At 70.9% G+C, this 22722-nt stretch carries 26 protein-coding genes; 11 read left to right on the forward strand and 15 right to left on the reverse strand.

All coding sequences use genetic code 11. The features are described from left to right. The 9 genes from BIU91_RS18845 to ppk2 all read right to left on the reverse strand — a co-directional run. On the reverse strand, window positions 1-519 hold a 519-nt coding region (locus BIU91_RS18845), incomplete at its 3' end, for a hypothetical protein (RefSeq protein ID WP_171907791.1). 85 nt (window positions 520-604) lie between these two features. Next, window positions 605-1198 carry a biotin transporter BioY gene (locus BIU91_RS06675; RefSeq protein WP_071404755.1) on the reverse strand — a complete coding sequence of 198 codons (594 nt, stop codon included), beginning with the start codon at window positions 1196-1198 and terminating at the stop codon, window positions 605-607. A gap of 30 nt (window positions 1199-1228) precedes the next feature. Further along, window positions 1229-1921 (reverse strand): TetR/AcrR family transcriptional regulator, encoded by a 693-nt coding sequence (locus tag BIU91_RS06680; protein ID WP_071404756.1) that lies wholly within the window; start codon window positions 1919-1921, stop codon window positions 1229-1231. 26 nt (window positions 1922-1947) lie between these two features. Then, window positions 1948-3705, reverse strand: a complete 1758-nt coding sequence (atzF, locus tag BIU91_RS06685; protein ID WP_071404757.1) for an allophanate hydrolase — start codon at window positions 3703-3705, stop codon at window positions 1948-1950. Continuing rightward, window positions 3702-7367, reverse strand: coding sequence for an urea carboxylase (uca, locus tag BIU91_RS06690; protein ID WP_071404966.1), 3666 nt, complete (start codon window positions 7365-7367; stop codon window positions 3702-3704). Before uca ends, atzF begins: the two co-directional genes overlap by 4 nt. 32 nt (window positions 7368-7399) lie before the next feature. After that, complete coding sequence (locus BIU91_RS06695; RefSeq protein ID WP_071404758.1) at window positions 7400-8104, reverse strand: urea amidolyase associated protein UAAP2; 705 nt, start codon at window positions 8102-8104, stop codon at window positions 7400-7402. Next, on the reverse strand, window positions 8104-8943 hold the full coding sequence (locus BIU91_RS06700; protein WP_071404759.1) for an urea amidolyase associated protein UAAP1: 840 nt from the start codon (window positions 8941-8943) through the stop codon (window positions 8104-8106). Before BIU91_RS06700 ends, BIU91_RS06695 begins: the two co-directional genes overlap by 1 nt. A 15-nt stretch (window positions 8944-8958) precedes the next feature. Continuing rightward, window positions 8959-10587: an amino acid permease gene (locus BIU91_RS06705; protein ID WP_071404760.1), complete on the reverse strand. Its 1629-nt coding sequence runs from the start codon at window positions 10585-10587 to the stop codon at window positions 8959-8961. A gap of 189 nt (window positions 10588-10776) precedes the next feature. Beyond that, entirely contained in the window at window positions 10777-11685 is a 909-nt protein-coding gene (gene ppk2, locus BIU91_RS06710; RefSeq protein ID WP_027467245.1) for a polyphosphate kinase 2, read from the reverse strand. Window positions 11686-11862: 177 nt separating this feature from the next. Between ppk2 and BIU91_RS06715 the strand changes: the two genes are divergently transcribed. Then, a complete protein-coding gene (locus tag BIU91_RS06715) occupies window positions 11863-12222 on the forward strand; it encodes a UBP-type zinc finger domain-containing protein (protein ID WP_071404761.1) in 360 nt (119 codons plus the stop codon). Between the two features lie 18 nt (window positions 12223-12240). Here BIU91_RS06715 and msrA read toward each other — a convergent pair whose 3' ends face one another. Continuing rightward, on the reverse strand, window positions 12241-12762 hold the full coding sequence (gene msrA / locus BIU91_RS06720; RefSeq protein ID WP_071404762.1) for a peptide-methionine (S)-S-oxide reductase MsrA: 522 nt from the start codon (window positions 12760-12762) through the stop codon (window positions 12241-12243). 182 nt (window positions 12763-12944) lie between these two features. Between msrA and BIU91_RS06725 the strand changes: the two genes are divergently transcribed. The 7 genes from BIU91_RS06725 (at window position 12945) to BIU91_RS06755 (ending at window position 16862) form a co-directional block, all read left to right on the forward strand. Then, window positions 12945-13316 carry a hypothetical protein gene (locus tag BIU91_RS06725; protein WP_071404763.1) on the forward strand — a complete coding sequence of 124 codons (372 nt, stop codon included), beginning with the start codon at window positions 12945-12947 and terminating at the stop codon, window positions 13314-13316. Between the two features lie 43 nt (window positions 13317-13359). Then, on the forward strand, window positions 13360-13947 hold the full coding sequence (locus tag BIU91_RS06730) for a HEAT repeat domain-containing protein (RefSeq protein ID WP_071404764.1): 588 nt from the start codon (window positions 13360-13362) through the stop codon (window positions 13945-13947). Between the two features lie 145 nt (window positions 13948-14092). Then, window positions 14093-14680, forward strand: a complete 588-nt coding sequence (locus tag BIU91_RS06735) for a HEAT repeat domain-containing protein (protein ID WP_071404765.1) — start codon at window positions 14093-14095, stop codon at window positions 14678-14680. An 85-nt stretch (window positions 14681-14765) separates the two neighbouring features. After that, window positions 14766-15242 carry a DUF4265 domain-containing protein gene (locus BIU91_RS06740; protein WP_171907792.1) on the forward strand — a complete coding sequence of 159 codons (477 nt, stop codon included), beginning with the start codon at window positions 14766-14768 and terminating at the stop codon, window positions 15240-15242. A 28-nt stretch (window positions 15243-15270) separates the two neighbouring features. Further along, window positions 15271-15726, forward strand: a complete 456-nt coding sequence (locus tag BIU91_RS06745; protein WP_071404767.1) for a hypothetical protein — start codon at window positions 15271-15273, stop codon at window positions 15724-15726. Window positions 15727-15780: 54 nt separating this feature from the next. Then, a complete protein-coding gene (locus BIU91_RS06750; protein WP_071404768.1) occupies window positions 15781-16368 on the forward strand; it encodes a HEAT repeat domain-containing protein in 588 nt (195 codons plus the stop codon). A 32-nt stretch (window positions 16369-16400) separates the two neighbouring features. Beyond that, window positions 16401-16862: a DUF4265 domain-containing protein gene (locus BIU91_RS06755; protein ID WP_071404769.1), complete on the forward strand. Its 462-nt coding sequence runs from the start codon at window positions 16401-16403 to the stop codon at window positions 16860-16862. Window positions 16863-16969: 107 nt separating this feature from the next. Here BIU91_RS06755 and BIU91_RS06760 read toward each other — a convergent pair whose 3' ends face one another. Then, window positions 16970-17791 carry an aldo/keto reductase gene (locus tag BIU91_RS06760; RefSeq protein WP_071404770.1) on the reverse strand — a complete coding sequence of 274 codons (822 nt, stop codon included), beginning with the start codon at window positions 17789-17791 and terminating at the stop codon, window positions 16970-16972. 35 nt (window positions 17792-17826) lie between these two features. Continuing rightward, window positions 17827-18114 carry a hypothetical protein gene (locus BIU91_RS06765; RefSeq protein WP_139196666.1) on the reverse strand — a complete coding sequence of 96 codons (288 nt, stop codon included), beginning with the start codon at window positions 18112-18114 and terminating at the stop codon, window positions 17827-17829. Between the two features lie 235 nt (window positions 18115-18349). Between BIU91_RS06765 and BIU91_RS06770 the strand changes: the two genes are divergently transcribed. Next, the gene (locus BIU91_RS06770; RefSeq protein ID WP_084740776.1) at window positions 18350-19081 is read left to right on the forward strand and encodes an OBAP family protein; all 732 of its coding nucleotides are present in this window, start codon (window positions 18350-18352) and stop codon (window positions 19079-19081) included. A gap of 61 nt (window positions 19082-19142) precedes the next feature. Here the strand turns inward: BIU91_RS06770 and BIU91_RS06775 are convergent, their stop codons facing one another. After that, complete coding sequence (locus BIU91_RS06775; protein WP_027467234.1) at window positions 19143-19604, reverse strand: DUF4383 domain-containing protein; 462 nt, start codon at window positions 19602-19604, stop codon at window positions 19143-19145. A 78-nt stretch (window positions 19605-19682) separates the two neighbouring features. After that, window positions 19683-20315, reverse strand: coding sequence for a TetR family transcriptional regulator (locus BIU91_RS06780; RefSeq protein WP_071404772.1), 633 nt, complete (start codon window positions 20313-20315; stop codon window positions 19683-19685). Window positions 20316-20403: 88 nt separating this feature from the next. Between BIU91_RS06780 and BIU91_RS06785 the strand changes: the two genes are divergently transcribed. Further along, window positions 20404-21018: a GNAT family N-acetyltransferase gene (locus tag BIU91_RS06785; RefSeq protein WP_071404773.1), complete on the forward strand. Its 615-nt coding sequence runs from the start codon at window positions 20404-20406 to the stop codon at window positions 21016-21018. An 82-nt stretch (window positions 21019-21100) separates the two neighbouring features. After that, window positions 21101-21457: a VOC family protein gene (locus BIU91_RS06790; protein WP_027467232.1), complete on the forward strand. Its 357-nt coding sequence runs from the start codon at window positions 21101-21103 to the stop codon at window positions 21455-21457. 84 nt (window positions 21458-21541) lie between these two features. Here BIU91_RS06790 and BIU91_RS06795 read toward each other — a convergent pair whose 3' ends face one another. Beyond that, complete coding sequence (locus tag BIU91_RS06795) at window positions 21542-22564, reverse strand: LacI family DNA-binding transcriptional regulator (protein ID WP_071245173.1); 1023 nt, start codon at window positions 22562-22564, stop codon at window positions 21542-21544. Window positions 22565-22722: the final 158 nt, after the last annotated feature.

Genomic DNA, 22722 nt, shown 5'->3' on the forward strand with positions numbered 1-22722 from the left:
TTCCGCCCGGACCGGCTCGACGACGTCGCGGTGCCGGACGGTCGCCAGGCACGGGAAGCAGACCAGGTCGCCTTCGCGGACATCGGCGGGCAACGGAGCCGGGAGGCGGTGGAACGGACCGTCGGCCTGACCGTCACAGCGGGTGACGACGTACATCGGGGAGAGGGGAGCGGTGCTCCGGCGTCCGATCAGGCGCACCTGGTCGAGCACGGCGCAGGTCGGCAGGACCGCGTCCAGTTCCAGGAGCACCACCCCGGTGCGCGGCCGCCGCACACGGGTGACCGACGCCACGGCGACGCTGACGTCGCGGGGTGCCCAGCCGCGCGGGCGGTACCGGGGCGAGGACTGCTCGGCGGTGTGCACGGTCGGGGTGCCGGTGAGGTCGGCGAGCCGGACCATCGAGATCGCCGAGACCAGCAGGTCGTCGGTGGTCGCGACGGTGTGGGCGGGCCAGAGGAACGGGTCCATCGGATCGGGGAGCGACGCGCGGAGCGTCGGCATGATCGCAGTCAGTGTCACGACCACACGCTCTCGCGGGCTCGCGCAGCGCGGAAGGCCTCCTGACGGAACCCCTACGGTCGGCGGCGGAGTCCTGACGGAGCGCTCACCGGCGGGTGGCCGAGCGGAGGGCCGCGGTCCACCCGAGGGAGATCACGCCGGCGCCGATCAGGGTCTTCACCACGCCACCGAGGACGAACGGGTAGAGCCCGTACTGCAGGGTCTGCTGCAGGTCGAGGCCGAGTGCCACCGCGAGCCAGGCCATCCCGGCGACGAAGGTGACGACGGTGCCGAGGGCGAAGGACAGCAGCGCGTTCCGCAGCGGGCGGTCGCCGAAGCGCTCAGCGACCCAGCCGACCAGGGCCGCGGCGGCGACGAAGCCGACGATGTACCCGCCGGAGGGGCCGACGAGCACGCCGAACCCGGCCGAACCGTCCGCGAAGACCGGCAGCCCGACGACGCCGAGCAGTGCGTAGACGAGCATCGACAGGGCACCGCGACGGGCACCGAGGGCACTGCCGACGAGCAGCACGGCCAGGGTCTGCCCGGTGATCGGGACGGGCCAGATCGGCACGGACACCTGCGCGGCACCGGCGGTCAGCAGCGCGCCGCCGAGGACCAGGGCGGTGCTGACGACGGCGGTGCGGGGGAGCAGTGCGTCGGCGAGCGGACGGTGTGCGGCGGGGGTGATCGTGGTCATGGTGACTCCTTGCAGAGGGGAGAGAGAGGGTCAGACCGCGACGGCGGCCAGCAGGGACTCGGCGTCGCGTCGGGCCTCGGCCACGGCGGCGGTGTCGAGGCCGCAGGCGCGCAGGCAGGTCGCGACGAGGGCGTCGCGGTCGGCGTCCTGCACGGGGCCGGACCGGCGGAGCTGGATGACGGTCTCGGTGATCTGGATGAGCACCGCACCGAGGCGCGACGGCGAGACACCGGCGGCGACCTCCGGGGCGGCAGCGCGCGAGCCGAGGCGCCCGTAGGCCTCCTGCAGTTCGACGCGCTCGGCCCGGAACCCGTCGTAGCGCTCGCCCTGCACCTCGGGCAGCAGGTAGAGCGTGCCGATGTTGTGCGGCGTGCGGGCGAGGGTGTCCACGTCGGCGACGACCAGCGCGGCGAGGGCCCCGGCTGCGGAGGCCGACTCCGGCACGAGCTGCTCGAGGCCGCGGACCAGCTCGAGGCTCGGGCGCACCGAGGTCGTGAGCAGCTCGACGAGCATGTCGTCCTTGCCGGCGAAGTGGTAGTACAGCGAGGCCTGCCGGATCCCGACCCGTTCGGCGATCGCCTGGGTCGAGGTCGCGCTGATGCCGTTCTCGACGAACAGCGCGGCGGCGGCGTCGAGGATCTGGTCGCGCGGGCTCAGCGCGGAGTCGGCGTTCGGCACGACCCGCGGTCGGCCGGGGCGCACGGGCCGGTCGTCGGGGGACATGCCCCCATCCTGACAGCCGGTGTCCGTCACGACTGCTCCCGGTACGCGCGCCAGCCGCCGTGGTGGGTGATGTCCTCGGCCCCCTCGACCGCGAACGGCTCGACCAGGAACCCGGTGACCTCGGTGCCGTCGTCGAGCGCCACGGTGCCGATCGCCATCGGTGCCGGCAGGGCCGCGACGAAGGTGCCGAAGCCGGCGGCGGGCAGGCGCCAGACCTCCCCGACGATGCCCGAGCCCGAGCCCGAGCCCGAGCCCGAGCCGGAGCCCGGCGCGGCGGCGCCGGACGCGACCGGACCCACGCGGACCAGCCCGGGCTTGGGCGGCACCGTGTCGAGTGCGTACAGCCGGTAGTCGGACGCGGTGCGGGCCTCCCGGACGAACGATCCGCCGGACGCGACCAGCTGTCCGTTCAGGGGTTGCCCGCGCAGGTGCGCCCCGACGACCAGCAGGTCGACGGTCGGGGCGGCGAACGCGGCGGCCAACGCCGCCAGGCGCCGGTCGCTGAACGCCGGACCGGTGAGCATGACGCCGAACGGCAGGCCGTCGACGAACCCGGCGGGCACGGCGAGCGAGGCCATGTCGAGCAGGTTCGCGAAGTTCGTGAACCGACCCATCCGGCTGTTCGCGCCGATCGGGTCGGCCGCGACCTGCTCGAGCGTCGGGTGCCACGTCGTCGTCGGGGTGAGCAGGGCGGTCGTGCCCTCGAGTGCGGCGCGACCCGCTGCCCCGAACGCGTCGAGTCGTTCCTGGTCGGCGAAGAGCTCCGCGGCGGTCGGCCGTGCGCCACCGAGCACGATCGCGGCGACCGACGGGTCGAGGTCGGCACCGACCTCGTCGCGGTGGGCCTCGATGTGGGCGCCGACGGCCGCGTACCGTTCGGCGACGAACGCGCCGTCGTAGAGCAGCGACGCGGCGTCGAGCAGGGGTGCGATGTCGACCTCGACCACCTGGTGTCCGAGCGCACGGAACCGGTCGACGGCCGCGGTGAACGCCTCGGCCCAGCCGGGTGCGAGCCCCTCGAGCTGCGACGGCAGCGGCACCGCGATGCGCGGGACGGCGGGCAGGTCGGCGAGGGCGAGGTCGGGCCGCGCGAGCGGGTCGACGCCGTCCGGACCGGCCATCAGCTCGGCCGCCGTGCGCGCCAGGTCGAGCGACCGGGCGAACACCGTGACGCAGTCCTGCGAGCGGCAGGCGGGGACGACCCCGGTGTTCGGCACGAGCCCCTTCGTCGGCTTCACCCCGACCAGGTTGCCGAGCGCGGCGGGCACCCGGCCGGACCCGGCGGTGTCGGTGCCGAGCGCGAAGTCGACGATGCCCAGGGCGACCGCCGTGGCGGAACCGCTCGACGAGCCGCCGGAGATCCGCGTCGGGTCCCAGGCGTTCCGGACCGCGCCGAAGGGCGAGCGGGTGCCGACCAGGCCGGTGGCGAACTGGTCGAGGTTCGTCTTGCCGACGACGACGGCGCCGGCGGCGCGGAGCCGGGCGACGGCGGTGGCGTCGGCGGCGGGGTCGTGGGCGTAGGAGTGCGCGGCTGCGGTGGTGGGCAGGCCGGCGACGTCGATGTTGTCCTTCACGGCGAACAGCAGGCCGGCCAGGGGCAGCGTCGGGTCGACGGCTTCGGCCTCGGCCAGCACGTCGGTGCGGTCGCGCAGGGTGATCCAGACCTCGGGGCGGTCGACGGCGTCGATGCGGGCGAAGGCGTCGCGGACGCGGGCCGCGGCGGACGTCGTGGCGGCCGCGGTGGCGGCGGTCGGGCCGGCGCTCGCCGCGACGGCCCCGCTCACGCTGCCGCTCCGATCGCGGCGAGGACCTGGCCCGGCGCGACCTGGTCGCCCGGCTTGATGTACACCTCGAGCACGTGGCCCGGAACGGGTGCGTGCACCATCGACTCCATCTTCATCGCCTCCACGGCCAGCAGCTTCTGCCCCTCGTCCACACGGTCACCCGGGCGGACGTCCACCTGCCACACGGTCGAGGTGAAGGGGGCGTACACGGCGGTCGACCCCTCGGGCACGGTCACGGCGTCGGCCACCACGGCGGCCGGTTCGTCCCGGACGTCGAACTCGCCCGATGCCCGCCACCGCTCCTTCTCCTCGCCGAACGCCTGCGCCTGCTGCGCCCGGAAGTCCGCGATGGACCCGGCGTTGTCGGCCAGGAACCGGTTGTACGACGCGATCGAGAACTCGCCCTCGACGGTCTCGAACGAGCCCCGTCCGGCGTCCGTCTCCGCGCGCAGCTCGAGCAGCTCGTCGGCACCGACCGGGTACCACTCGATCCGGTCGAAGAACCGCAGCGCCCACGGGTTCTCCTGGAACAGCCCGCCCCGGCGGAACCGGTTCCAGATCTGCACCGTGCGGCCGACGAACTGGTAGCCGCCAGGACCCTCCATGCCGTAGATGCACAGGTACGCGCCACCGATGCCGACGGAGTTCTCGGCGGTCCAGGTGCGGGCCGGGTTGTACTTCGTCGTGACCAGGCGGTGCCGGGGGTCGAGCGGGGTCGCGACCGGGGCGCCGAGGTACACGTCGCCCAGGCCGAGCACCAGGTAGCTCGCGTCGAACACGGTGCGGAAGACGTCGTCGACGCTGTCGAGCCCGTTGATGCGACGGATGAACTCGATGTTCCACGGCGTCCACGGGGCGTCGTTCCGGACGCCGTTCATGTACCGCTCGATCGCCAGGCGGGTGGCCGGGTCGTCCCATGACAGCGGCAGCTTCACGGTGCGCGACGGCACGACGAGCTGGTCGGTCGGCGGGATGTCGTCCTCGAGCTCGCGGAGCAGCCCCGCCACGTCGCGCGCCTTGAGCACGGACGCGTCGGTGTGCACCTGCAGCGAGCGGATGCCCGGCGTGATGTCGAGGATCCCCTTCGGGGTGTGCTCCTGCAGCTTCGTCATGAGCGCGTGCACGCGCATCCGCAGCGCGATGTCGAGGGTCATGTCGCCGTACTCCACGAGCACGTTGTCGTCGCCGTCGCGTCGGTACGCGACGCTCGGCCGCACGTCGGTCGCGTCCAGGCGGGCGATCACGCCGTCGTCGCCGTCGCCTCCGGTGCGCGGCACCGTCCTGGAGGCCCGGCGTGCGTCGAGCGCGGCGGCGTCGGCTTCGCGGACGGGGACGAACCGGACCGTGTCACCCGGTCGGAGCTGGCCCAGCTTCCACAGGTCGCCGCTGGCGACCACGGCGGGGCAGACGAAGCCGCCGAGCGACGGCCCGTCCGGTCCGAGGATGATCGGGGTGTCCCCGGTGAAGTCGATCGCACCGACGGCATACGGGGTGTCGTGGATGTTCGACGGGTGCAGACCGGCCTCGCCGCCGTCGGTCCGCGCCCACTCCGGCCGCGGCCCGATGAGCCGGATGCCGGTGCGCGCCGAGTTGTGGTGCACGGCGTAGTCGGTGGCGTAGAAGACGTCGAGGTCGGCACGGGTGAAGAAGTCCGGTGCGGCGTGCGGCCCCTCGGTGACGGCGATCTCCCACGCGTCGGTCAGCGCGGTGCGGCGGTCGGCCGGGGTCGGACCGCCCACCAGACCCAGACGGGTCCCGGACGGGAACGCCGGGTGCGGGGCGTCCGAGTCCGGGGATCCCGGGCGCAGGACGTCGCCGGCGAGCAGGGCCCGACCGGCGTGACCGCCGAAGCCACCGAGCGTGAAGGTCGCGGTCGAGCCGAGGTAGGTCGGCACGTCGAAGCCGCCCCGGACCGCCAGGTAGGTGCGGAGGCCCGGACCGGGGGCCGTGCCGATCGCCAGGGTCTGCCCGGCGCCGACCTCGACGGGCTCCCACAGCGCCACGGGTTCGCCGTCGAGGGTGACCGGTGCCGGCGCACCCGTGAGCGCCACCACCGCGGCGGCCGAGAAGCGGAGCGTCGGGCCGGTGGCGGTGACCTCGAGCGCGGGGGCGCCGTCCGGGTTCCCCACGGCGCGGTTCGCCTCGGCGAAGGACGCCGCGTCGAACGGGCCGCTCGGCGGGACGCCCACCTGCCAGTACCCGACCCGGCCCGGCAGGTCCTGGATCATCGTCATGGTGCCCGGGGCGACGACGTCGATGCGCGGGTCCGGGTCCTCGGTCGCGTCGAGCGTCGAGGTGGAGTGCGTGGCGGTGCGGAGCTCGAGGTCGTCGGTCAGCGCGCGGAGGAGCCCGGCGTTCGTGACGATGCCGTCGATGCGGGTGGCCGCGAGCCCGTCGCGCAGCAGGTCGAGCGCGTCGTCGCGGGTCTCCCCGGTGGCGACCACCTTGGCGAGCATCGGGTCGTAGAACGCGGACACCTCGGAGCCGGTCTCGACCCAGCCGTCGACGCGGATGCCGGTGCGCTCGCCGGAGGGGGTGGTCGCGCTCGGGAACACGGCCTGGGTGACGAGGCCGCTGGAGGGCAGCGAGCCCTTCGCCGGGTCCTCGGCGTAGACGCGGGCCTCGACGGCGTGGCCGTTCGGGGTCCAGGTGCGGTCAAAGACGTCGGGATCGATGCCGGCGGCACCGTCGCGGGCCAGGCGGAGCATGAGCTCGACGAGGTCGACACCGAAGACCTCTTCCGTGACCGGGTGCTCGACCTGCAGGCGGGTGTTCACCTCGAGGAACGACGCCTCTTCGCGCACCGGGTCGTAGACGAACTCGACGGTGCCGGCGCTGCGGTACCCGACGCTCTCGGCCAGGCGGCGGGCGGACGCGTGCAGCTCGGCGCGGACGTGCTCGGGGAGCGCCGGTGCCGGGGCCTCCTCGATGACCTTCTGGTTGCGGCGCTGCAGGGAGCAGTCGCGGTCGCCGATCACCGCGACACGGCCCTCGCCGTCGCCGAAGAGCTGGACCTCGACGTGCCGGGCCGGCCGCACGAGTCGTTCGAGGAAGATGCCGGCCGACCCGAAGTTCGCAGTCGCCAGGCGGACGACGCTCGTGTAGGCCTCGCGGACCTCGTCGAGGGTGGAGCACGCCTGCATGCCGATCCCGCCGCCGCCCCCGGTGGCCTTGAGCATGACGGGCAGCCCGATGCGCTCGGCCTCGGCCACGGCGTCGTCGACGCTGGCGAGCAGTCCGGTGCCGGTGAGCATCGGGACCCCGGCTGCGGCGGCGAGCTCGCGGGCGGTGTGCTTCGCGCCGAACCGGACGATCTGGTCGGCGGTCGGCCCGACGAACCGGATGCCGGCGTCTTCGCAGGCCTGGGCGAACTCGGTGTTCTCGGACAGGAACCCGTAGCCGGGGTGCACGAGTCCGGCGCCGGTGTCCTTCGCGGCCTGCACCACCGCGTCGATGCGCAGGTAGGAGCCGCGGGCGGGTGCGGGTCCGAGCCGGACGGCGGTGTCGGCCTCGCGGACGTGGGGTGCCGCGCGGTCGGCGTCGGAGTAGACGGCGACGGTGCGCATGCCGAGTGCCTTCGCGGAGCGGATGATGCGACGGGCGATCTCACCGCGGTTCGCGACGAGGACGGTGTCGGTGCTGAGGGCAGGGGTCTGGTTCACGGTGGCGGTCCCGGTGGGGTCGGGCGCAGCGGTCACGGCTGGACCACGATCATGCGCAGCGGTGTGCAGGAGAAGTCGTTGCAGGGGTTGTTCATCTGCGGGCAGTTCGAGACGACGACGAGCACGTCCCGCTCGGCCCGGATCGCGACCCGCTTGCCGGGGGCGCTCATGCCGTCGACGATCCCGAGGGCGCCGTCGGCCTCGACCGGCACGTTCATGAACCAGTTGAGGTTCGACACGATGTCGCGGGCACCGAGTCCGTGGCGGCCGGCCTCGGCCAGGAAGTTCTCGCGGCAGCCGTGCTGGTACTGGGTGTGGTGCCCGTACCGCAGGGTGTTCGACTCCTTCGAGCACGCGCCGCCGATGGTGTCCTGCCGGTCGATCTCGTTCGCGACGACGGTCATCAGCGGGCGGCCCTCGTTCGACATCAGGACGGTGCCGGTCCGGACGTACGCGTTGCCCTGTGCGGCGAGGGTGTCCGGCACGCTGTACCGCTCGTCGGGGTCGTGGGCGTCGTAGAGCAGGCAGTCGGCGCTCTGGTTGCCGCCGACGTCGACGATGGTGAGCACCTCGCCGGCGCGGACCACGGCAGACCACGGCGCCAGCGGGGCGACCCGGTCGTCGCGGACCACGGCGCCCGGCACCAGGGACTCGCTCCAGTCGAGGGCGACGTCCGGGTCGTGGACGGCTCCGACCGGGACGGTGGAGGTGGGGGTGTGGGTCGTCGTGTCGGTCATCACAGGCCTCGGGCTTCCGCGTGGTCGATCGAGTTCAGGTAGGCGCGGGTGAGCTCCGGCGTCGCGGTGAACCGCTCGTCGGCCGCTGTCGTCGGGGCCCCTCGCCAGGCGTGCACCCGCAGTGGTCCGACGAGGTAGTCCGGGCGCGGGTCGATCGGGTGCGCGACGTTCGCGACCAGCACGAGCAGCGGCAGCTCGGCGACGAGCGTGACGTGGGTGCCCGCGCCCGCCGAACCGGTGAAGGTCATCGCCCCCTCGGCGTCGATCCGCACGCCCTGGAAGAACGAGATGCTCGGCGGCAGGTCCCGCTTGGTGAGCCCGTGCTTCGCGGCGGCCTTCGCGAACAGCGACCGACCGCTCGGGGTGCGCCCCTCGGGTGCCGCGTCGCCGTACTTCCGCTCGTTCCAGGCGTCGGTCGAGGTGCCGCAGAACGCGTCGTGGTGCCCCGAGGTGTCCTCGAGCACGGTCGCCAGCGCCCGACCGTCCCCGCTCAGCAGCGGCGAACCCTGGCCCAGGTACGCCTGCCACGGGATCTTCTGGGTGTCGGCGACGTTGAGCCGCTCCCACGGTTCGAGCGCGTTGAACACCAGGACGTTGGCGCAGGCCTGACCCGTCGGGTCGTCGAACCGCAGCCGTGACCCGCGGGCCAGCACCTTGTGCGTGTAGCCGCCCGGCGCCACCGTCTCAGCCCAGACGAGTTCTGCGGGGTCGACGCCCTCGGGGGCGAACGGTGACGACGACGCCGGCAGGTACGGCATGTACTCGGACTGCGAGCCGGCCTGGGCGCGTGCGTCGGACCGGGAGGCGAGCACGCTGTCGGTCTGGTGGAGGTCACGCATGGGGTTCCTTCCGGATCAGGCTTCGACGGAGGCGGCGGTCGGGCTCGCCACAGTCGCGGCTGCGGGGACGGGTACCGCCGCGGTGGTGGGCACCTCGGCCAGGGTGATCGGCCCGTGTGTGCGGTGCCGCCAGCTCGACCACGCCCAGCCGACGAGCAGCACGCCGCCGATGAAGAGCAGGGCGCTGTACTGCAGCCACCACGAGGTGCCGGTCAGGTCGTAGATCTCCGGCCGGGGCCAGATGAGGTTGATCGCCATGCCGATCTGGAACGCCACGGCCAGCGCGTTGAGCGGGATGCCCCAGCGACCGAGGGTGAACAGCGGCTTGCCGTCCTCGTCTACCCCGGTCGGCAGCCCCGTGCGACGGAGCTTGATCCGCTGGACCAGCAGCGGCCCGGTGACCCCGAGGTAGGCCAGGTAGAGCATCGCGATGCACAGGCTCGACAGGGCGGTGAAGATCGCGGACTGCCCGATGTTGACGGCGAGGGCCAGCCCGGCGCCGACCCCGACGACGATCGACGCGGCGATCGGGGTGCCGGTGCGGGGCGAGACCCGGGCGAGGGTGCGGTGGAAGGGCAGCGCCTTCTCGCGGGCCATCGAGTAGACCATCCGGGCACCGGCGGTCTGCACGGCGAGGGTGCAGGCGAAGACGGCGACGGCGACGGTGCAGAGCAGGAGCTGGCCGAAGACGTCGCCGAGGGTCGAGGTGATCACCCAGGCGAGACCCTGGGTGGCGAGCTTGCCGTCGGTCAGGCTCGGGGCGGCGACGAGGGCGCCGATGATGAGCAGCCCGCCGCCGAGGCCGGAGACCGTGAGTGCCCGGACGATCGTCTTCGGGGTGGTCCGGCGCGGGTTGTGGGTCTCCTCCGCGAGCTCACCGGCCGAGTCGAAGCCGACCATCACGTACGCGGCCATCAGCGAGGAGGCCAAGAACGCCCACACGTACGGCTCGGTGCTCGTCGACCCGGCGGTCGTGAACACCACGGAGGCGCTGCGGTGCGGCAGGAGGAACAGGGCGCCGATGAGCACGACCACGCCGACGATCTCGATGAGCACGCCGAAGCTCGTCACGCGGGCCATCAGCCGGACGCTCGTGATGTTCACGATCGTCGTCACGGCGAGCATCACCAGCCCGAGGACCACCGCGTTCGCGGCACCGGTCGGCGACGCGACGGACGGGTCCGCGCCCGGACCGCCGACGACCTGGAACCCGTCCCAGATCGCGGGGAGCACGGCCTGCACGGCGATGGCCGCCACCGCGACGGTGAGGATCTGGCCGATGATCATCGTCCAGCCGGTGAACCACCCGAACCGGGCTCCGGCCAGACGGCTCGACCACTGGAAGATCGCGCCGGAGATGGGCCAGCGGGCCGCGAGCTGCGCGAAGTTCAGCGCGACGAGCAGCTGGCCGCCGAAGACGAGCGGCCACGCCCAGAAGAACGCAGCACCGCCCAGCCCGAAGCCGAGTCCGAACAGCTGGAAGACCGTGGTGAGGATCGAGACGAAGGAGAAGCCCGCCGCGAAGGAGGAGAACGAGCCGACCCCGCGGTGGAGTTCCTGCTCGTAGCCGAGGCGGGCGAGCCCCTGGGTGTCGACGTCGGACGTGGCGCGCGGTGCGTGGAGCGGTGCTTGCGGAGAACGCATGACTGCAGACCTTTCGCGGAGTACCTGTCGGGTGACAGGTAGTGCGACAAGTGTCTTGCGGCCCTGTGTCGGCGCCGTTGCCCGTCTGTTTCGAGTGCGTGACGGCAGGCCCCGGCGTGTAAACGTTCCGAGTCGGCGGGCGGATCAGCGGCGGGGGATCACCGGTGGGGGATCACCCGTGGTGGGGGATCACTCGACGTCCACGTCCCGCTTGCCGCGGCGGACGATGAGCGGGTCCGGCTTGCCGATGACGTCGGCGGCCTTGTCCGGGTAGTCGAACTGCGTCAGGAAGTACCGCATCGCGTTGAGCCGCGCGCGCTTCTTGTCGTTCGACCGCACGATCGTCCACGGCGCGTAGCGCTTGCTCGTCCGGGTGAACATCGCTGTCTTCGCCTCGGTGTAGTCCTCCCACCGGTCGAGCGACAGCAGGTCGATGTCGGACAGCTTCCACCGCCGCACCGGGTCGAGCTGGCGCATCGCGAACCGGGTCCGCTGCTCGCGCCGGGTCACCGAGAACCAGAACTTCGTCAGGTGGATGCCGGAGTCGACGAGCATCCGCTCGAACTGCGGCACCTGGGTCATGAACGACTCGTACTCGTCGTCGCTGCAGAAGCCCATCACCCGTTCGACGCCGGCACGGTTGTACCAGGAGCGGTCGAACAGGACCATCTCACCCGCGGCCGGCAGGTGCTGCACGTACCGCTGGAAGTACCACTCACCGCGCTCGCGCTCGGTCGGCTTGCTCAGCGCGACGACCCGCGAGGTCCGGGGGTTGAGGTGCTCCGTGAACCGTTTGATCGTGCCGCCCTTGCCCGCGGCGTCACGACCCTCGAAGAGCACGACGACCTTCTGGCCGGTGTCCTCGAGCCAGTACTGGCACTTCAGCAGCTCGATCTGCAGCAGGTACTTCTGGTACTCGTACTCGTCCCGCGGCAGGCGCTCCGAGTACGGGTAGTCGTCCTGCCAGGTGAGCACCGGGTTGCCGTGCGGGTCGATCAGCTCCGGGTCGGCCGTCTGACCGTCCGCGACGCTGTACCCCTCGGTCCGCAGCTGTTCGATGTACTCCCGCAACGGCTGCGAGTACGGCGCTGTGTCCACGGTGTCCTCCCTCTGCGAGCCGATCGGCTGTCGGCCCCAGGGCCATCCTGGCCCGGCCACCCGCACGACCGCCCCACGCCTCGCCCTGGACGCGACCCGATGACGGCCTGGAGGCGCGGTGCGGGCCCGCCCCGTGCCTCCCGACCGCATGTGGCCCTTCGCAGGCATGATGGGGCCATGACGGACCAGGCCGAGATGATCCACCCCGAGATCGCACCGAGCGGAGACGGGTGCGTCGAGTGCGACGCGACCGGTTCGTGGTGGGTGCACCTGCGCCGCTGCGCGGCGTGCGGCCACGTCGGCTGCTGCGACGACTCCCTCAACACGCACGCGACGCGGCACTGGGAGGAGACCGGGCACGCGGTCATCCAGAGCTACGAGCCCGGCGAGACCTGGGCCTGGGACTACCGCGACGACACCCGCTCCGAGGGGCTCGAGCTCGCAGCCCCCACCAGCCACCCCGTGACGCAGGCAGTCCCCGGGCCGGCGGATCGCCTTCCCGGGGACTGGTTGGAACTGCTCGGCGGATCGCGCTGATCCGCGGCGGTCGTCAGGTCAGACGGCCGCGGTCGCCTCGTCGCGGTGCGGGAGCTTCCAGCCCGGACGCACGAAGTGGCAGGTGTAGCCGTGCGGGTTCTTCTCGAGGTAGTCCTGGTGCTCGTCCTCGGCCTCCCAGAACGGGCCGGCCGCGGTGACCTCGGTGACGACCTTGCCGGGCCAGATGCCCGACGCGTCGACGTCCGCGATGGTGTCGAGCGCGACCTGCTTCTGCTCGTCCGAGGTGAAGAAGATCGCCGAACGGTAGCTGCGACCGATGTCGTTGCCCTGGCGGTCCTTCGTCGACGGGTCGTGGATCTGGAAGAAGAACTCCAGCAGGTCCCGGTACGAGATCTGGGACGGGTCGAAGACGATCTCGACCGACTCGGCGTGGTCGCCGTGGTTGCGGTACGTCGCGTTCGGCACGTCGCCGCCGGAGTAGCCGACGCGGGTGCTGACGATGCCGGGACGACGACGGAGGAGCTGCTGCGCTCCCCAGAAGCATCCGCCGGCGAGGATGGCGGTCTCGGTGGTGGTCATGGTGGCCTCCTGGGCTCTCGTGTCACTGGCTGCGACACCGTGTGGTGCAACCGGCAACAGGGACGATCTGTTCCCGTCGTCAGGTCCGCTGTGGGGCACGGACCCACCCGGGTGTGCGGTCGGTACGACTCGACCCTACGAGTCCGTGCTCCGTGTCACCCCTGCGGTACGGTCAGCCTCACATGAAGCGGTCATCCATCGACGAAGTCCAGCGCCGTCCACCTGGTTGGTGGCTGCTCGGACTCGCGTTCTGTTTCCTCGTCTTCCTCGAGGTGTTCGTGGCGATCGGCTCGCTGCCGGGGATGCTCGCCGCGCAGCTGCTGTACACGCCGTGTGGCTCCGACGAGACGATGCGGTGTTCGTACGCGGTCGGCGATGTCGCGGAGTTCCTCGTGCCGTTCCTCGCACTCGTCGTCGCGATCACGACCTGGGTCATCGGGGCGTCCGGCGCTCCCACGGTGCGGCGACAGGTGCTGATACCCACGATCGGCCTCGTGGTCATCGTCCTGATCTTTGTACTCGGCGTCGTCGCGATCGATCTGTCGATCCGATGACGGTCGTCAAGCGAACTCGCCGCCACACGCTCCCGAGGACCTGATGCCGTTCACTCCAGAAGAAGCCGCCGAGCAGTCGGCGATCCTGGCCGACCTCCGAGCGCTGGGGTACGACTTCTCGAACCTGTCCGCCTTCGCTCAGTCGGGTATCCGGTACAAGGACGCGGTACCGACGCTGATCGAGTGGCTAGGGAAGGCGCGGACGCCGATGATGCAGCGGGCAGTCGCTCACACGCTGACGAACCCGTCGGCAAAGGGCGCAGCCATGCCCGCGCTGATCGAGGCGTTCCGGAACTTCACTGACGAAGCGGGCACGCGCTGGGCGGTGGGGAACTCGATCGAGACCGCCTACGTGGACACGTACTTCGACGACGTGGCAGCGCTCGCGCTCGATCCTCGGTACGGACGTGCACGGCAGATGGTGGCCCTCGCGCTCGGGAAGTCGAAGCGGCCCGAAGCGGTCGGCGTCCTCCTTCAGCTCATGGACGACCATGACGTCAGCGGGCATGCGGTCTTCGCACTGAGCAAGCGGCCGAACCAGCGAGCGCGGGCGGCGTTCGAGGAGAAGTTGACCGACGACCGCCCGTGGGTGCGGAAGAAGGCTGCGCTCGGGCTGCGGAAGATCGGGTAGTTCTGACCCCGCTCGTTGCGGGAGACTGCTCTTCGCGTCGATTCTCGTCGAGGAGCGCTTCCAGCAAGCCGAAGGGGCGTCGATCGACCTGCGGGGATCGAGACCAAGGAATGGCGCTCGACGCCATCACGCTCCCGAGGACCTGATGCCGTTCACTCCAGAAGAAGCCGCCGAGCAGTCGGCGATCCTGGCGGACCTCCGCGCGCTGGGGTACGACTTCTCGAACCTGTCCGCCTTCGCCCAGGCCGGTGTCCGGTACAAGGACGCGGTACCGACGCTGATCCAGTGGCTAGGGAAGGCGCGGACGCCGATGATGCAGCGGGCAGTCGCTCACACGCTGACGAACCCGTCGGCAAAGGGCGCAGCCATGCCCGCGCTGGTCGAGGCGTTCCGGAACTTCACCGACGAAGCGGATACACGCTGGGCGGTGGGGAACTCGATCGAATCAGCGTACGTGGACACGTACTTCGACGACGTGGCAGCGCTCGCGCTTGACCGGAAGTACGGCGATGCTCGCCAGATGGTGGCCCTCGCGCTCGGGAAGTCGAAGCGGCCCGAAGCGGTCGATGTCCTCCTGCAGCTCATGGACGACCACGACATCAGCGGGCATGCGGTGTTCGCGTTGAGCAAGCGGCCGAACCCGCGAGCGCGCGAGGCCTTGGAGGAGAAGTTGACCGACGACCGCCCCTGGGTGCGGAAGAAGGCTGCGCTCGGGCTGCGGAAGATCGGGTGATACGGTCAGGCCGCGTGAAGCGGTCATCCATCCACGACGAGGGTCAGCGCCCGTGTGTTCGTGGCGTCTCGCTGGAGAAGGTCGCTTGACTGCACCCGATCCAGCTCGATGGGCGTTGCACCCGAACCCGGTGTGGGCTGGCCGAGTCGACTTCGTCGCGGACGCGACGATCGCTGAAGATCCGACGAGTCCTCTGCAGTTCGAGCAGCTCCTCTTCCGGGACCTCGGTGACGGCACCCACCAGCTCTGCTGCATCCCGTTCTTCACGTACGGCTGGTCGCTCGGTGACAGAGTGCGTCTCGAGGAGCGTGACGGAGTCGGTCCCACGCCGACTGCAGTTCTCGAACGAAGCGCATTCTGGGTTCTCCGAGCATTCGTTGAGCGTGATGACGCAGCCGCAGCACTCCTGGAGCTGTTGCAGCGAAATGACGCGCTCGTGGAAACGCGCGGGCGTCTGGTCGCGTTCGCGGTCGAGGGCACCCAGAGACTCGCTGCTGTTCGAGAAGCACTGGAAGCTCTGCAGCGTCCGGACTTTCTGTCCTACGAGACCGGCTGGCTCTGACCCGCCTCGTTGCAGGAGACTGCTCTTCGTGTCGATCTTCATGGAGGAGCGCTTCCGGCAAGCCGGAGCAGCGTCGATCGATCTGCGGGGCACGACGGTCTGGGCGATCCTCGACCTTCCGCCCGGGATCGCACGGGGACGGATCGTGTTCGAGGCGGCCCGTGGTGATCGAGACCAAGGAATGGCGCTCGACGCCAAGGGGGCGACGGTGACGATCAACCATCTGAGCGGGCGCGGGTTCCGGCTCTGGACGGATACGGCACCGCCGGTCATCGAGTTCGCGGTCGACGACCCGTCACGCCTCGAGCGGATGCGGGTGTGGAACGTCTGGCGCTCCCCGTACGGCTCGGAGGATGCATGGACGGGGAACTTCGGCATGATCGTCGAGCAGGAGGTCGACGCGATGGTCGTTCGGTGCAGCAACGGACTGGGCGACGTCGACTTCGAGGACTTCCGCTTCCGCATCGAGTTCTCGCATGCATGAGGCGGCACAGCCGTTCCTGAACCGAGCTCGCCGCCCTGCGCTCCGGAGGACCTGATGCCGTTCACTCCAGAAGAAGCCGCCGAGCAGTCGGCGATCCTGGCGGACCTCCGAGCGCTGGGGTACGACTTCTCGAACCTGTCCGTCTTCGCCCAGGCCGGGATTCGTTACAAGGACGCGATCCCCCTGCTGATCGAGTGGCTGCGGAAGGCGCGGACGCCGGCCATGCAACAGGACCTCGCTCATGCGCTGTCGAACCCGTCGGCAAAGGGCACGGCCATGCCTGCGCTGGTCGAGGCGTTCCGGAACTTCACCGACGAAGCGGGTACGCGCTGGGCGGTGGGGGCCTCGATCGAGACGGCGTACGTGGACACGTACTTCGATGACGTGGCAGCGCTCGCGCTCGATCCGCAGTACGGAGGAGCACGGCAGATGGTGGCCCTCGCGCTGGGGAAGTCGAAGCGGCCAGAAGCGGTCGATGTCCTCCTGCAGCTCATGGACGACCACGACATCAGCGGGCATGCGGTGTTCGCGTTGAGCAAGCGGCCGAACCCGCGAGCGCGGGCGGCGTTCGAGGAGAAGCTGACCGACGATCGCCCGTGGGTGCGGAAGAAGGCTGCGCTCGGGCTGCGGAAGATCGGGTGAAGCCCGCCGCTCATGCGAAAGGAACCGCAGGAATGCCGGATGACACCGTCGTCACGCACGAGAACCCAGTGCTCGGAGTCGAGAAGGTCGTCCGTGTGGAGCTTGATCCGTCGTGGGACCCGATCCGCTACGAAGACCTGACGATCATCGTCCTCGACGACGGCCGCAACGTCGTCAGCTGCGTCCCCTTGTTCGCGAAGGACGTCCATCTCGGAGACATCATCGACACGGTCGAGGACACTTCGACCGGACAGCTTGAGTACGGAGGTCGCGTCGAACGGGGACAGTCGTGGGTCTTCAGGATCAGCCCTCGTGATGCAAGCGCCTTCCGCATCGCTCACCAGGTCATCCACGAATTCGGCGGCGCCGTCGAGACGTGGGGCTCGATCACAGGAGTAGCGATCCGAGGGGATGCGGCCGCCGACCAGTTCGCGGACCGGTTGCAGCGGCTGGAAGACGACGGACTCATCGAGTACGACACCGCAGAGCGCTGAGCGGGCGGGCGCGCCACGGGCTGGCGAGCCCTTGAATCGGTGCAGGACGCCGGACCGGAGGCGCGGTGCCAGCTGGCACCGCGCCTCCCGTCCGGGGTGGGGTCCCGTCAGTTCGCGGTGTCCTCGAGCGCGTCGAGTGCGGCCACGTCCTCGGCAGTGAGCACGAAGTCGACGTCGGCGTTCGCGGCGATGCGCGACGGGGTCGTGGACTTCGGCAGGGGCAGGACGTCCTTCTCGAGCAGGTAGCGGATCGCGACCTGGGCGACGGTCTTGTCGTACTTCGCCGCGATCTCGGCGATCTGCTCGTTCTCGAGCAGGCCTCCGGTGGCGAGCGGGGAGTATCCCTCGGTCAGGATGTCGTGCTCGCGGTCGAAGGCGGTCGTCTCGTCCTGGGTGTTGCCGATGAACCAGCGGATCTGGTTGGCGTGCGGGACGACGTCCGTGCGGCCGAGCAGGTCCTCGAGGTCGGCGACGGCGAAGTTCGAGACACCGATGCTCTTGGTGCGGCCGGCGTCGTAGAGCTCCTCGAAGACCTTCCACACCTCGACGTTGCCGTCGCGGTGGTCCGAGCCCATGTCGCTCCAGGGCCACGGCGCGTGGATCAGGTACAGGTCGACGTGTCCGAGGTCGAGGTTGCGGCTCGACTCCTCGAAGGCGTCGCGGGCACCCGAGGCCGTCTTGATCTCGGCCGGCAGCTTCGTGGTGATGAAGAGTTCGTCGCGGGGGATGCCACTGTCGCGGACGGCCTCGCCGACGCTGGCCTCGTTGCCGTATGCCAGGGCGGTGTCGATGTGGCGGTAGCCGAGGTCGAGGGCCGTCTTCGTGGCGTCGTACGCGTCGGAGCCGGACGGGATCTGCCAGGTGCCGAAGCCGATCTTCGGGATGTGCAGACCGTTGGACAGGGTGAACGTGTCGATGAGTGCGGGCATGCAGCGGACAGTACGCCGGTCGGGTTCAGCCGCGGTCACGGAGCGGAACGCGGGTGTCCTCGGGCTTGCGCGCACTCGGGGAGGAAGTGCCGGTACTCCTCCTTGCGGGCAGCGGTGCTCACTGCGCCGTCGAAGTCGGTCTCCGGAACAACCCCGACCGCGACGTCACCGTGGCCAATCCCATCGCAGACGGCGACGATGATGCCGTCCGCTCCGTCGGCCTGAGACAGTGTCGCTGGGCGATGGAGCACCTGTGGAGACAGGTCGTACCAGACGAAAGCGGACGCGTCAGGGGCGACTGCTGACGCTTCGGCGATGGTCATCCCGACCCGGATCTTCGTGGGGACCGGCGGTGTCAGAGGGGTGCACCCCGTCAGCAGCACTGCAACGAGGGAGCTCGCGAGAGCTGCGGCTGGCTTCGTCATCCGACCAGTCTGCCGCGTGCAACACCGCATGCAAAACATCAGCCATTATGCAGTCGGTCACCGGCCATGCGAGGGCGGGGAGGTGCCAACGGGTTGCATGGCGCCCACCTCGAACGGACGGAAGGACGCCCGCATGCCCCTGAACCCCACCGTGCACGACCGGAAGACCGGTGTCACCCCGCCCGGAGAACCCGGCGGCTTCGAGCTCGCCCTGCTCGACCGCGGCGCCGCCGTGTTGCAGACCTCGGCGCCGCTGCGGGGTTTTGACGTCTACGTGGTCGGCTTCCACTGCGTGAAGGGCGAGCCCGACGTGCAGATGGAGGCGCACCACTTCTGCAAGGTGGTGAACGCCGAGATGCTGCAGTGCGTGCTCTTCGACGGCAACACCGCCGACGCGAACCTGATCGGCATCGAGTACATCGTGTCCGAGCGGCTGTTCGACTCCCTGCCCGAGGACGAGCAGGCGTCGTGGCACCCGCACAACCACGAGGTGTTCTCCGGCGAACTCGTCGCTCCGGGGCTGCCGATCGCGGTGGAGACCGAGCTGATGGGGCACCTGGTGAACTCGTACGGCAAGACCTGGCACACCTGGCACAGCACCCCGATGGGTTCGCAGCCCGCACACGACCTGCCGATCGGTGATCCGATGCTCATGTGGTCGTTCAACCGCGAGGGCGAGGTGGACAGTGCGCTGCAGCAGGACCGGAACCAGGCGATGCGCACCGATCCGGAACCGCGCAAGGAGTCGCGGGCCAAGTACCTGGACCGCGCCCACCCGCAGCGCGGTGTCGGCACGATGCGCGACGCTTTCACCGGCACCACCCCGACCCCGGGCGTCGTCGACGCGGACGACGGACGCCCCTGATGACGGACGGGAGGCCCGTGGCGGTGTCGCCACGGGCCTCCCGTCCGGTGTGTGCTGTGGTTCAGCGCGCGGTGCGCGTCCCGATCCGCGGCAGGACGAAGCCGAGCACGATCATCGCGACGGCCAGGAAGGCGTGCAGCACGTTGTCCGCGCTGTTCAGCGGCACGAAGTTCGCGCCACCGGCCATGCCCGCGGTGAAGAGCCCGTAGACGAAGAGCACCGCGTACACGATGCCGCCGGCGACGAGGTACAGGCGTGCGGAGGCTGCACGCCGGGCGGCGAGCAGCCCGACGATGCCGAAGAGCAGGTGCACGATGTTGTGCAGGACGGACACCTGGAACAGGCCCAGGAGCAGGGCCATGGAGCCGTGGCCGGCCATGGACATCGAGCCCATGTCCATGGTGAGTCCGGGGATGAACCCGGCGATGCCGACGATCAGGAAGACGACACCGAAGACGAACGCGCCCCGCTGGGTCCACGTCGAACCGGAGGTGGTGCGTGCGGTTGCTGCGCTGCTGGTCATGATCAGCCCTCTTTTCTGTACGCGCCGCAGTGTGCGGCACACATGACATTCGGAGCGCTTCCCCGGTCGGTTTGCAGGTCAATGCTCAGCGGTCACGGCGGCGGTCACCGCGGTGGTCAATCCGCGCACCAGCAACGCCCGCGATCGGGCGGTCGCGGTGCCGTCCGGATCGCTCGACGCGGCGCGGGCGAGCCCGTCCACCAGGGTGATCACGGCGTCGGCGACGACGGGCACCGGCTCGGACGGCGTCGCCCCGTGCCGTGCGGTCCAGCGCTCGATCCCGGCGACCACGCCGTCGCGCCAGAGCCGTCGTTCGGCGTCGAGCAGGTCCCCGTCGCCGTCCGGGGAGAGGGCCGTCGCGCTGAGGGCCTCGAGCACCCGGAAGCGCTCGGGCTCGCGCCGCACCAGGTCGAGGTACGCCGAGATCCCCGCCTCGAGCGCCGCGGCGAGGTCGTCGTGCTCGTCGGCGGCCGCGAGCACCGGCGGCAGGACCGCACGCGCCTGCCGTTCGAGCAGCGCGACGACCAGGTTGCGCCGCGCACCGAAGGCGTAGTGCACGACACCGTGGGCGACGCCGGCTCGGGCGGCAACGGCCCGGGTGGTGAGGCCGCGCAGGCCGTCGTCCCGCACGACCAGGGCGGCGGCGTCGAGCAGTTCCGCACGCCGGTCCTGTCGGCTGCGGTACCCGCGCGACTGCTGGTCCTCGGTCATCACAGGAAGCGTACGGGGCGCGTGCAGGACCGACCGTGAAGATGAAGTCGGCCACGTGGCCAAATCAACGAGCACCCGAGGAGTCAGCATGGAGACCGTCGTCCGAGCAGCAGGACCCGCCGAGCTCGAGGCGGCCGCAGCCGTCCTCGCCGAGGCCTTCGACGACGACCCGGTGCTCGCCGAGTTCCGGCCACCGCGACCCGGCGAGGACCGCCCCGCCGTGCTGACCGGGCTGTTCGCCGCGCTCATCCGGTCGGTGCCGATGCCCGCGCGACGGGTGGACGTCGCCACGATCGGTGACCGGGTGGTCGGCGCCGCCTTCTGGCAGGCACCCGGTCGGCAGCCCGGAGGCGTCCGGGCCTTCGTGCGGCAGGTGCCGGCGTTCCTCCGGACCCTGGGGCTCGGCGGGGCGCTCCGCGCGGTGGCCCACCTGCGCCGCATGGAGCGCGCCCGACCGGTCACCCCGCACTGGTACCTCGCCGAGATCGGGGTGTCCGCGTCGGCACGTGGTCGGGGCATCGGCGGACTGCTGCTCGGCCACGCACTCGAGCGCGCTGACCGGACCGCGGACGGCGTGTACCTGGAGTCCTCCACCCCCGTGAACCGCCGGCTGTACCGACGGCACGGGTTCACGGACGGTGCGCCGATCGCGGGGTTCCGCGCGGCGACCCCCATCAGCATGTGGCGTCCGGCCGCCGGCTGAACCGCCGGGGGACATCGACCCTGTACCGGCGTGCACGAGCGCTGCCTACCGTCCACGGCACACCACGACGAGAGGAAACACCATGGCAAGTGGAGTCGCAGCAGTCTGGGTCCCGGTCAGCGACATGGAGCGCGCCGTCGCGTTCTACCGCGACACGCTCGGTCTCACCGTCAAGGACCAGTCCGACGACTGGAGCGAGATCGACGCCGGTGGCCTGATGATCGGCCTGAACGGGCGTGAGTCCGCCAGCCAGGCGAGCGACGGCGGCGCCGTCGTGTCGTTCCAGCCGGACGGCAGCATCGAGGACGAGGTCGCCGCGCTCAAGGAGCGCGGCGCGGACATCCAGGGCGAGATCAGCGAGCACCCGTGGGGCAAGATCATCCCCTTCAAGGACAGCGAGGGCAACGACCTGCAGCTGTACTCGCCCCCGCAGGGCTGACCCGGCCGGGTGCGGGACGCACCCATGGACGGACGGGAGGCCCGTGGCGACGCCGCCACGGGCCTCCCGTCCATTCGTGGCCGGCTACGCGGACCCGCGCCAGACGACCTCCGTCGGCAACAGCAGACCGCGTGGACCGTCGTCGGTGCCGCCGATCTGCTCGAGGACCTGGTGCGCCGCCTGCTCGCCGAGCAGGCGCGCCGGCTGCCGCACCGTCGACAGCTGTGGGTCGCACCGCAGCGCCCAGGCGCTGTCGTCGAACCCGACCACACCGACGTCGCCCGGCACGCTCCGACCGCTGCGCTGCAGGACGTCCATCGCACCGGCGGCGACCGCGTCCGACGCGGCGAACACCCCGTCGATGTCCGGGGCCCGCTCGAGCAGCTCGCGCATGCCCTCGGCGCCGGCGGTGTAGCTGAACAGGGGGTTCCTGGCGACGAGGTCGGGGTCGAAGCGCTCGCCGAGTGCCGCGGTGAACCCCGCCAGGCGGTCCTGCCCGGAGTCGCGGTCGAGCCCCGACGCCAGCATTCCGATCCGGCGTCGACCGGTGTCGACCAGCCGTCGGGTGATCTGCTCGGCGGCGGCGCGGTTGTCGATGCCGATGTACGAGATGTTCGCGGCGTCGGACGGGTGCCCGACGAAGCACGCGGGCATGCCGATCTCCTCGATCGCGCCGGTGATCGGGTCGCCGTCACGGGCGGACAGCACGATGGCGCCGTCGACGAACCCACCGCGCAGGTACTCGACCACGCGCTCGCTGTCACGGGCGGAGTCGACCATGATCGTGACGAGCTGCTGGTCGGCATCGGACAGCACGGCGTTCGTGCCGATCAGGATGTTGCCGATGTTGGGGTCGTCGAGCACCACGACCGAGGGTTCGTGGACGATGAGTGCGATCGCGCCGGAGCGCCGGGTGACCAGGCTGCGGGCGGCGGCGCTGCGCACGTAGCCGACGCGTCGGACGGCGTCCTGCACGGCCTCGCGCGCCTTCGGCGACACGTACGGCTCGTCGTTGAGCACCCGTGAGACGGTGCCGCGGGACATCCCCGCTTCGTCGGCGACGTCCTGGATCGTGGCGCGCTGACGAGCGGATCGGACCTCGGACATGGGGCAACCATATCCGCCGCTGAGGAGCCCTCGGAACGCCTCGCAGTTGACAGGGTGGAGCCGCTGGTGTTTGATCTGGGAGCGCTCCCAGAAACATCCGGCCCCGATCGGCCGGTGCGGACTGGGAGCGCTCCCAGAACAATGGGTGGCCTTCGCCG

The organism is Curtobacterium sp. MMLR14_002, assembly GCF_001864975.1.
GTDB classification, from domain to species: Bacteria; Actinomycetota; Actinomycetes; order Actinomycetales; family Microbacteriaceae; genus Curtobacterium; species Curtobacterium flaccumfaciens.

Coding starts and splice junctions, on each gene's coding strand:
- BIU91_RS06705 (WP_071404760.1), bottom strand. CDS start 10,587: ATGCGTTCTCCGCAAGCACCGCTCCACGCACCGCGCGCCACGTCCGAC.
- BIU91_RS06780 (WP_071404772.1), bottom strand. CDS start 20,315: ATGACCGAGGACCAGCAGTCGCGCGGGTACCGCAGCCGACAGGACCGG.
- BIU91_RS06760 (WP_071404770.1), bottom strand. CDS start 17,791: ATGCCCGCACTCATCGACACGTTCACCCTGTCCAACGGTCTGCACATC.
- BIU91_RS06700 (WP_071404759.1), bottom strand. CDS start 8,943: ATGCGTGACCTCCACCAGACCGACAGCGTGCTCGCCTCCCGGTCCGAC.
- BIU91_RS06730 (WP_071404764.1), top strand. CDS start 13,360: ATGCCGTTCACTCCAGAAGAAGCCGCCGAGCAGTCGGCGATCCTGGCC.
- BIU91_RS06680 (WP_071404756.1), bottom strand. CDS start 1,921: ATGTCCCCCGACGACCGGCCCGTGCGCCCCGGCCGACCGCGGGTCGTG.
- BIU91_RS06675 (WP_071404755.1), bottom strand. CDS start 1,198: ATGACCACGATCACCCCCGCCGCACACCGTCCGCTCGCCGACGCACTG.
- BIU91_RS06715 (WP_071404761.1), top strand. CDS start 11,863: ATGACGGACCAGGCCGAGATGATCCACCCCGAGATCGCACCGAGCGGA.
- BIU91_RS06725 (WP_071404763.1), top strand. CDS start 12,945: ATGAAGCGGTCATCCATCGACGAAGTCCAGCGCCGTCCACCTGGTTGG.
- BIU91_RS06775 (WP_027467234.1), bottom strand. CDS start 19,604: ATGACCAGCAGCGCAGCAACCGCACGCACCACCTCCGGTTCGACGTGG.
- BIU91_RS06785 (WP_071404773.1), top strand. CDS start 20,404: ATGGAGACCGTCGTCCGAGCAGCAGGACCCGCCGAGCTCGAGGCGGCC.
- BIU91_RS06765 (WP_139196666.1), bottom strand. CDS start 18,114: ATGACCATCGCCGAAGCGTCAGCAGTCGCCCCTGACGCGTCCGCTTTC.
- BIU91_RS06790 (WP_027467232.1), top strand. CDS start 21,101: ATGGCAAGTGGAGTCGCAGCAGTCTGGGTCCCGGTCAGCGACATGGAG.
- BIU91_RS06750 (WP_071404768.1), top strand. CDS start 15,781: ATGCCGTTCACTCCAGAAGAAGCCGCCGAGCAGTCGGCGATCCTGGCG.
- BIU91_RS06795 (WP_071245173.1), bottom strand. CDS start 22,564: ATGTCCGAGGTCCGATCCGCTCGTCAGCGCGCCACGATCCAGGACGTC.
- BIU91_RS06755 (WP_071404769.1), top strand. CDS start 16,401: ATGCCGGATGACACCGTCGTCACGCACGAGAACCCAGTGCTCGGAGTC.
- msrA (WP_071404762.1), bottom strand. CDS start 12,762: ATGACCACCACCGAGACCGCCATCCTCGCCGGCGGATGCTTCTGGGGA.
- BIU91_RS06770 (WP_084740776.1), top strand. CDS start 18,350: ATGCCCCTGAACCCCACCGTGCACGACCGGAAGACCGGTGTCACCCCG.
- BIU91_RS06735 (WP_071404765.1), top strand. CDS start 14,093: ATGCCGTTCACTCCAGAAGAAGCCGCCGAGCAGTCGGCGATCCTGGCG.
- BIU91_RS06695 (WP_071404758.1), bottom strand. CDS start 8,104: ATGACCGACACGACGACCCACACCCCCACCTCCACCGTCCCGGTCGGA.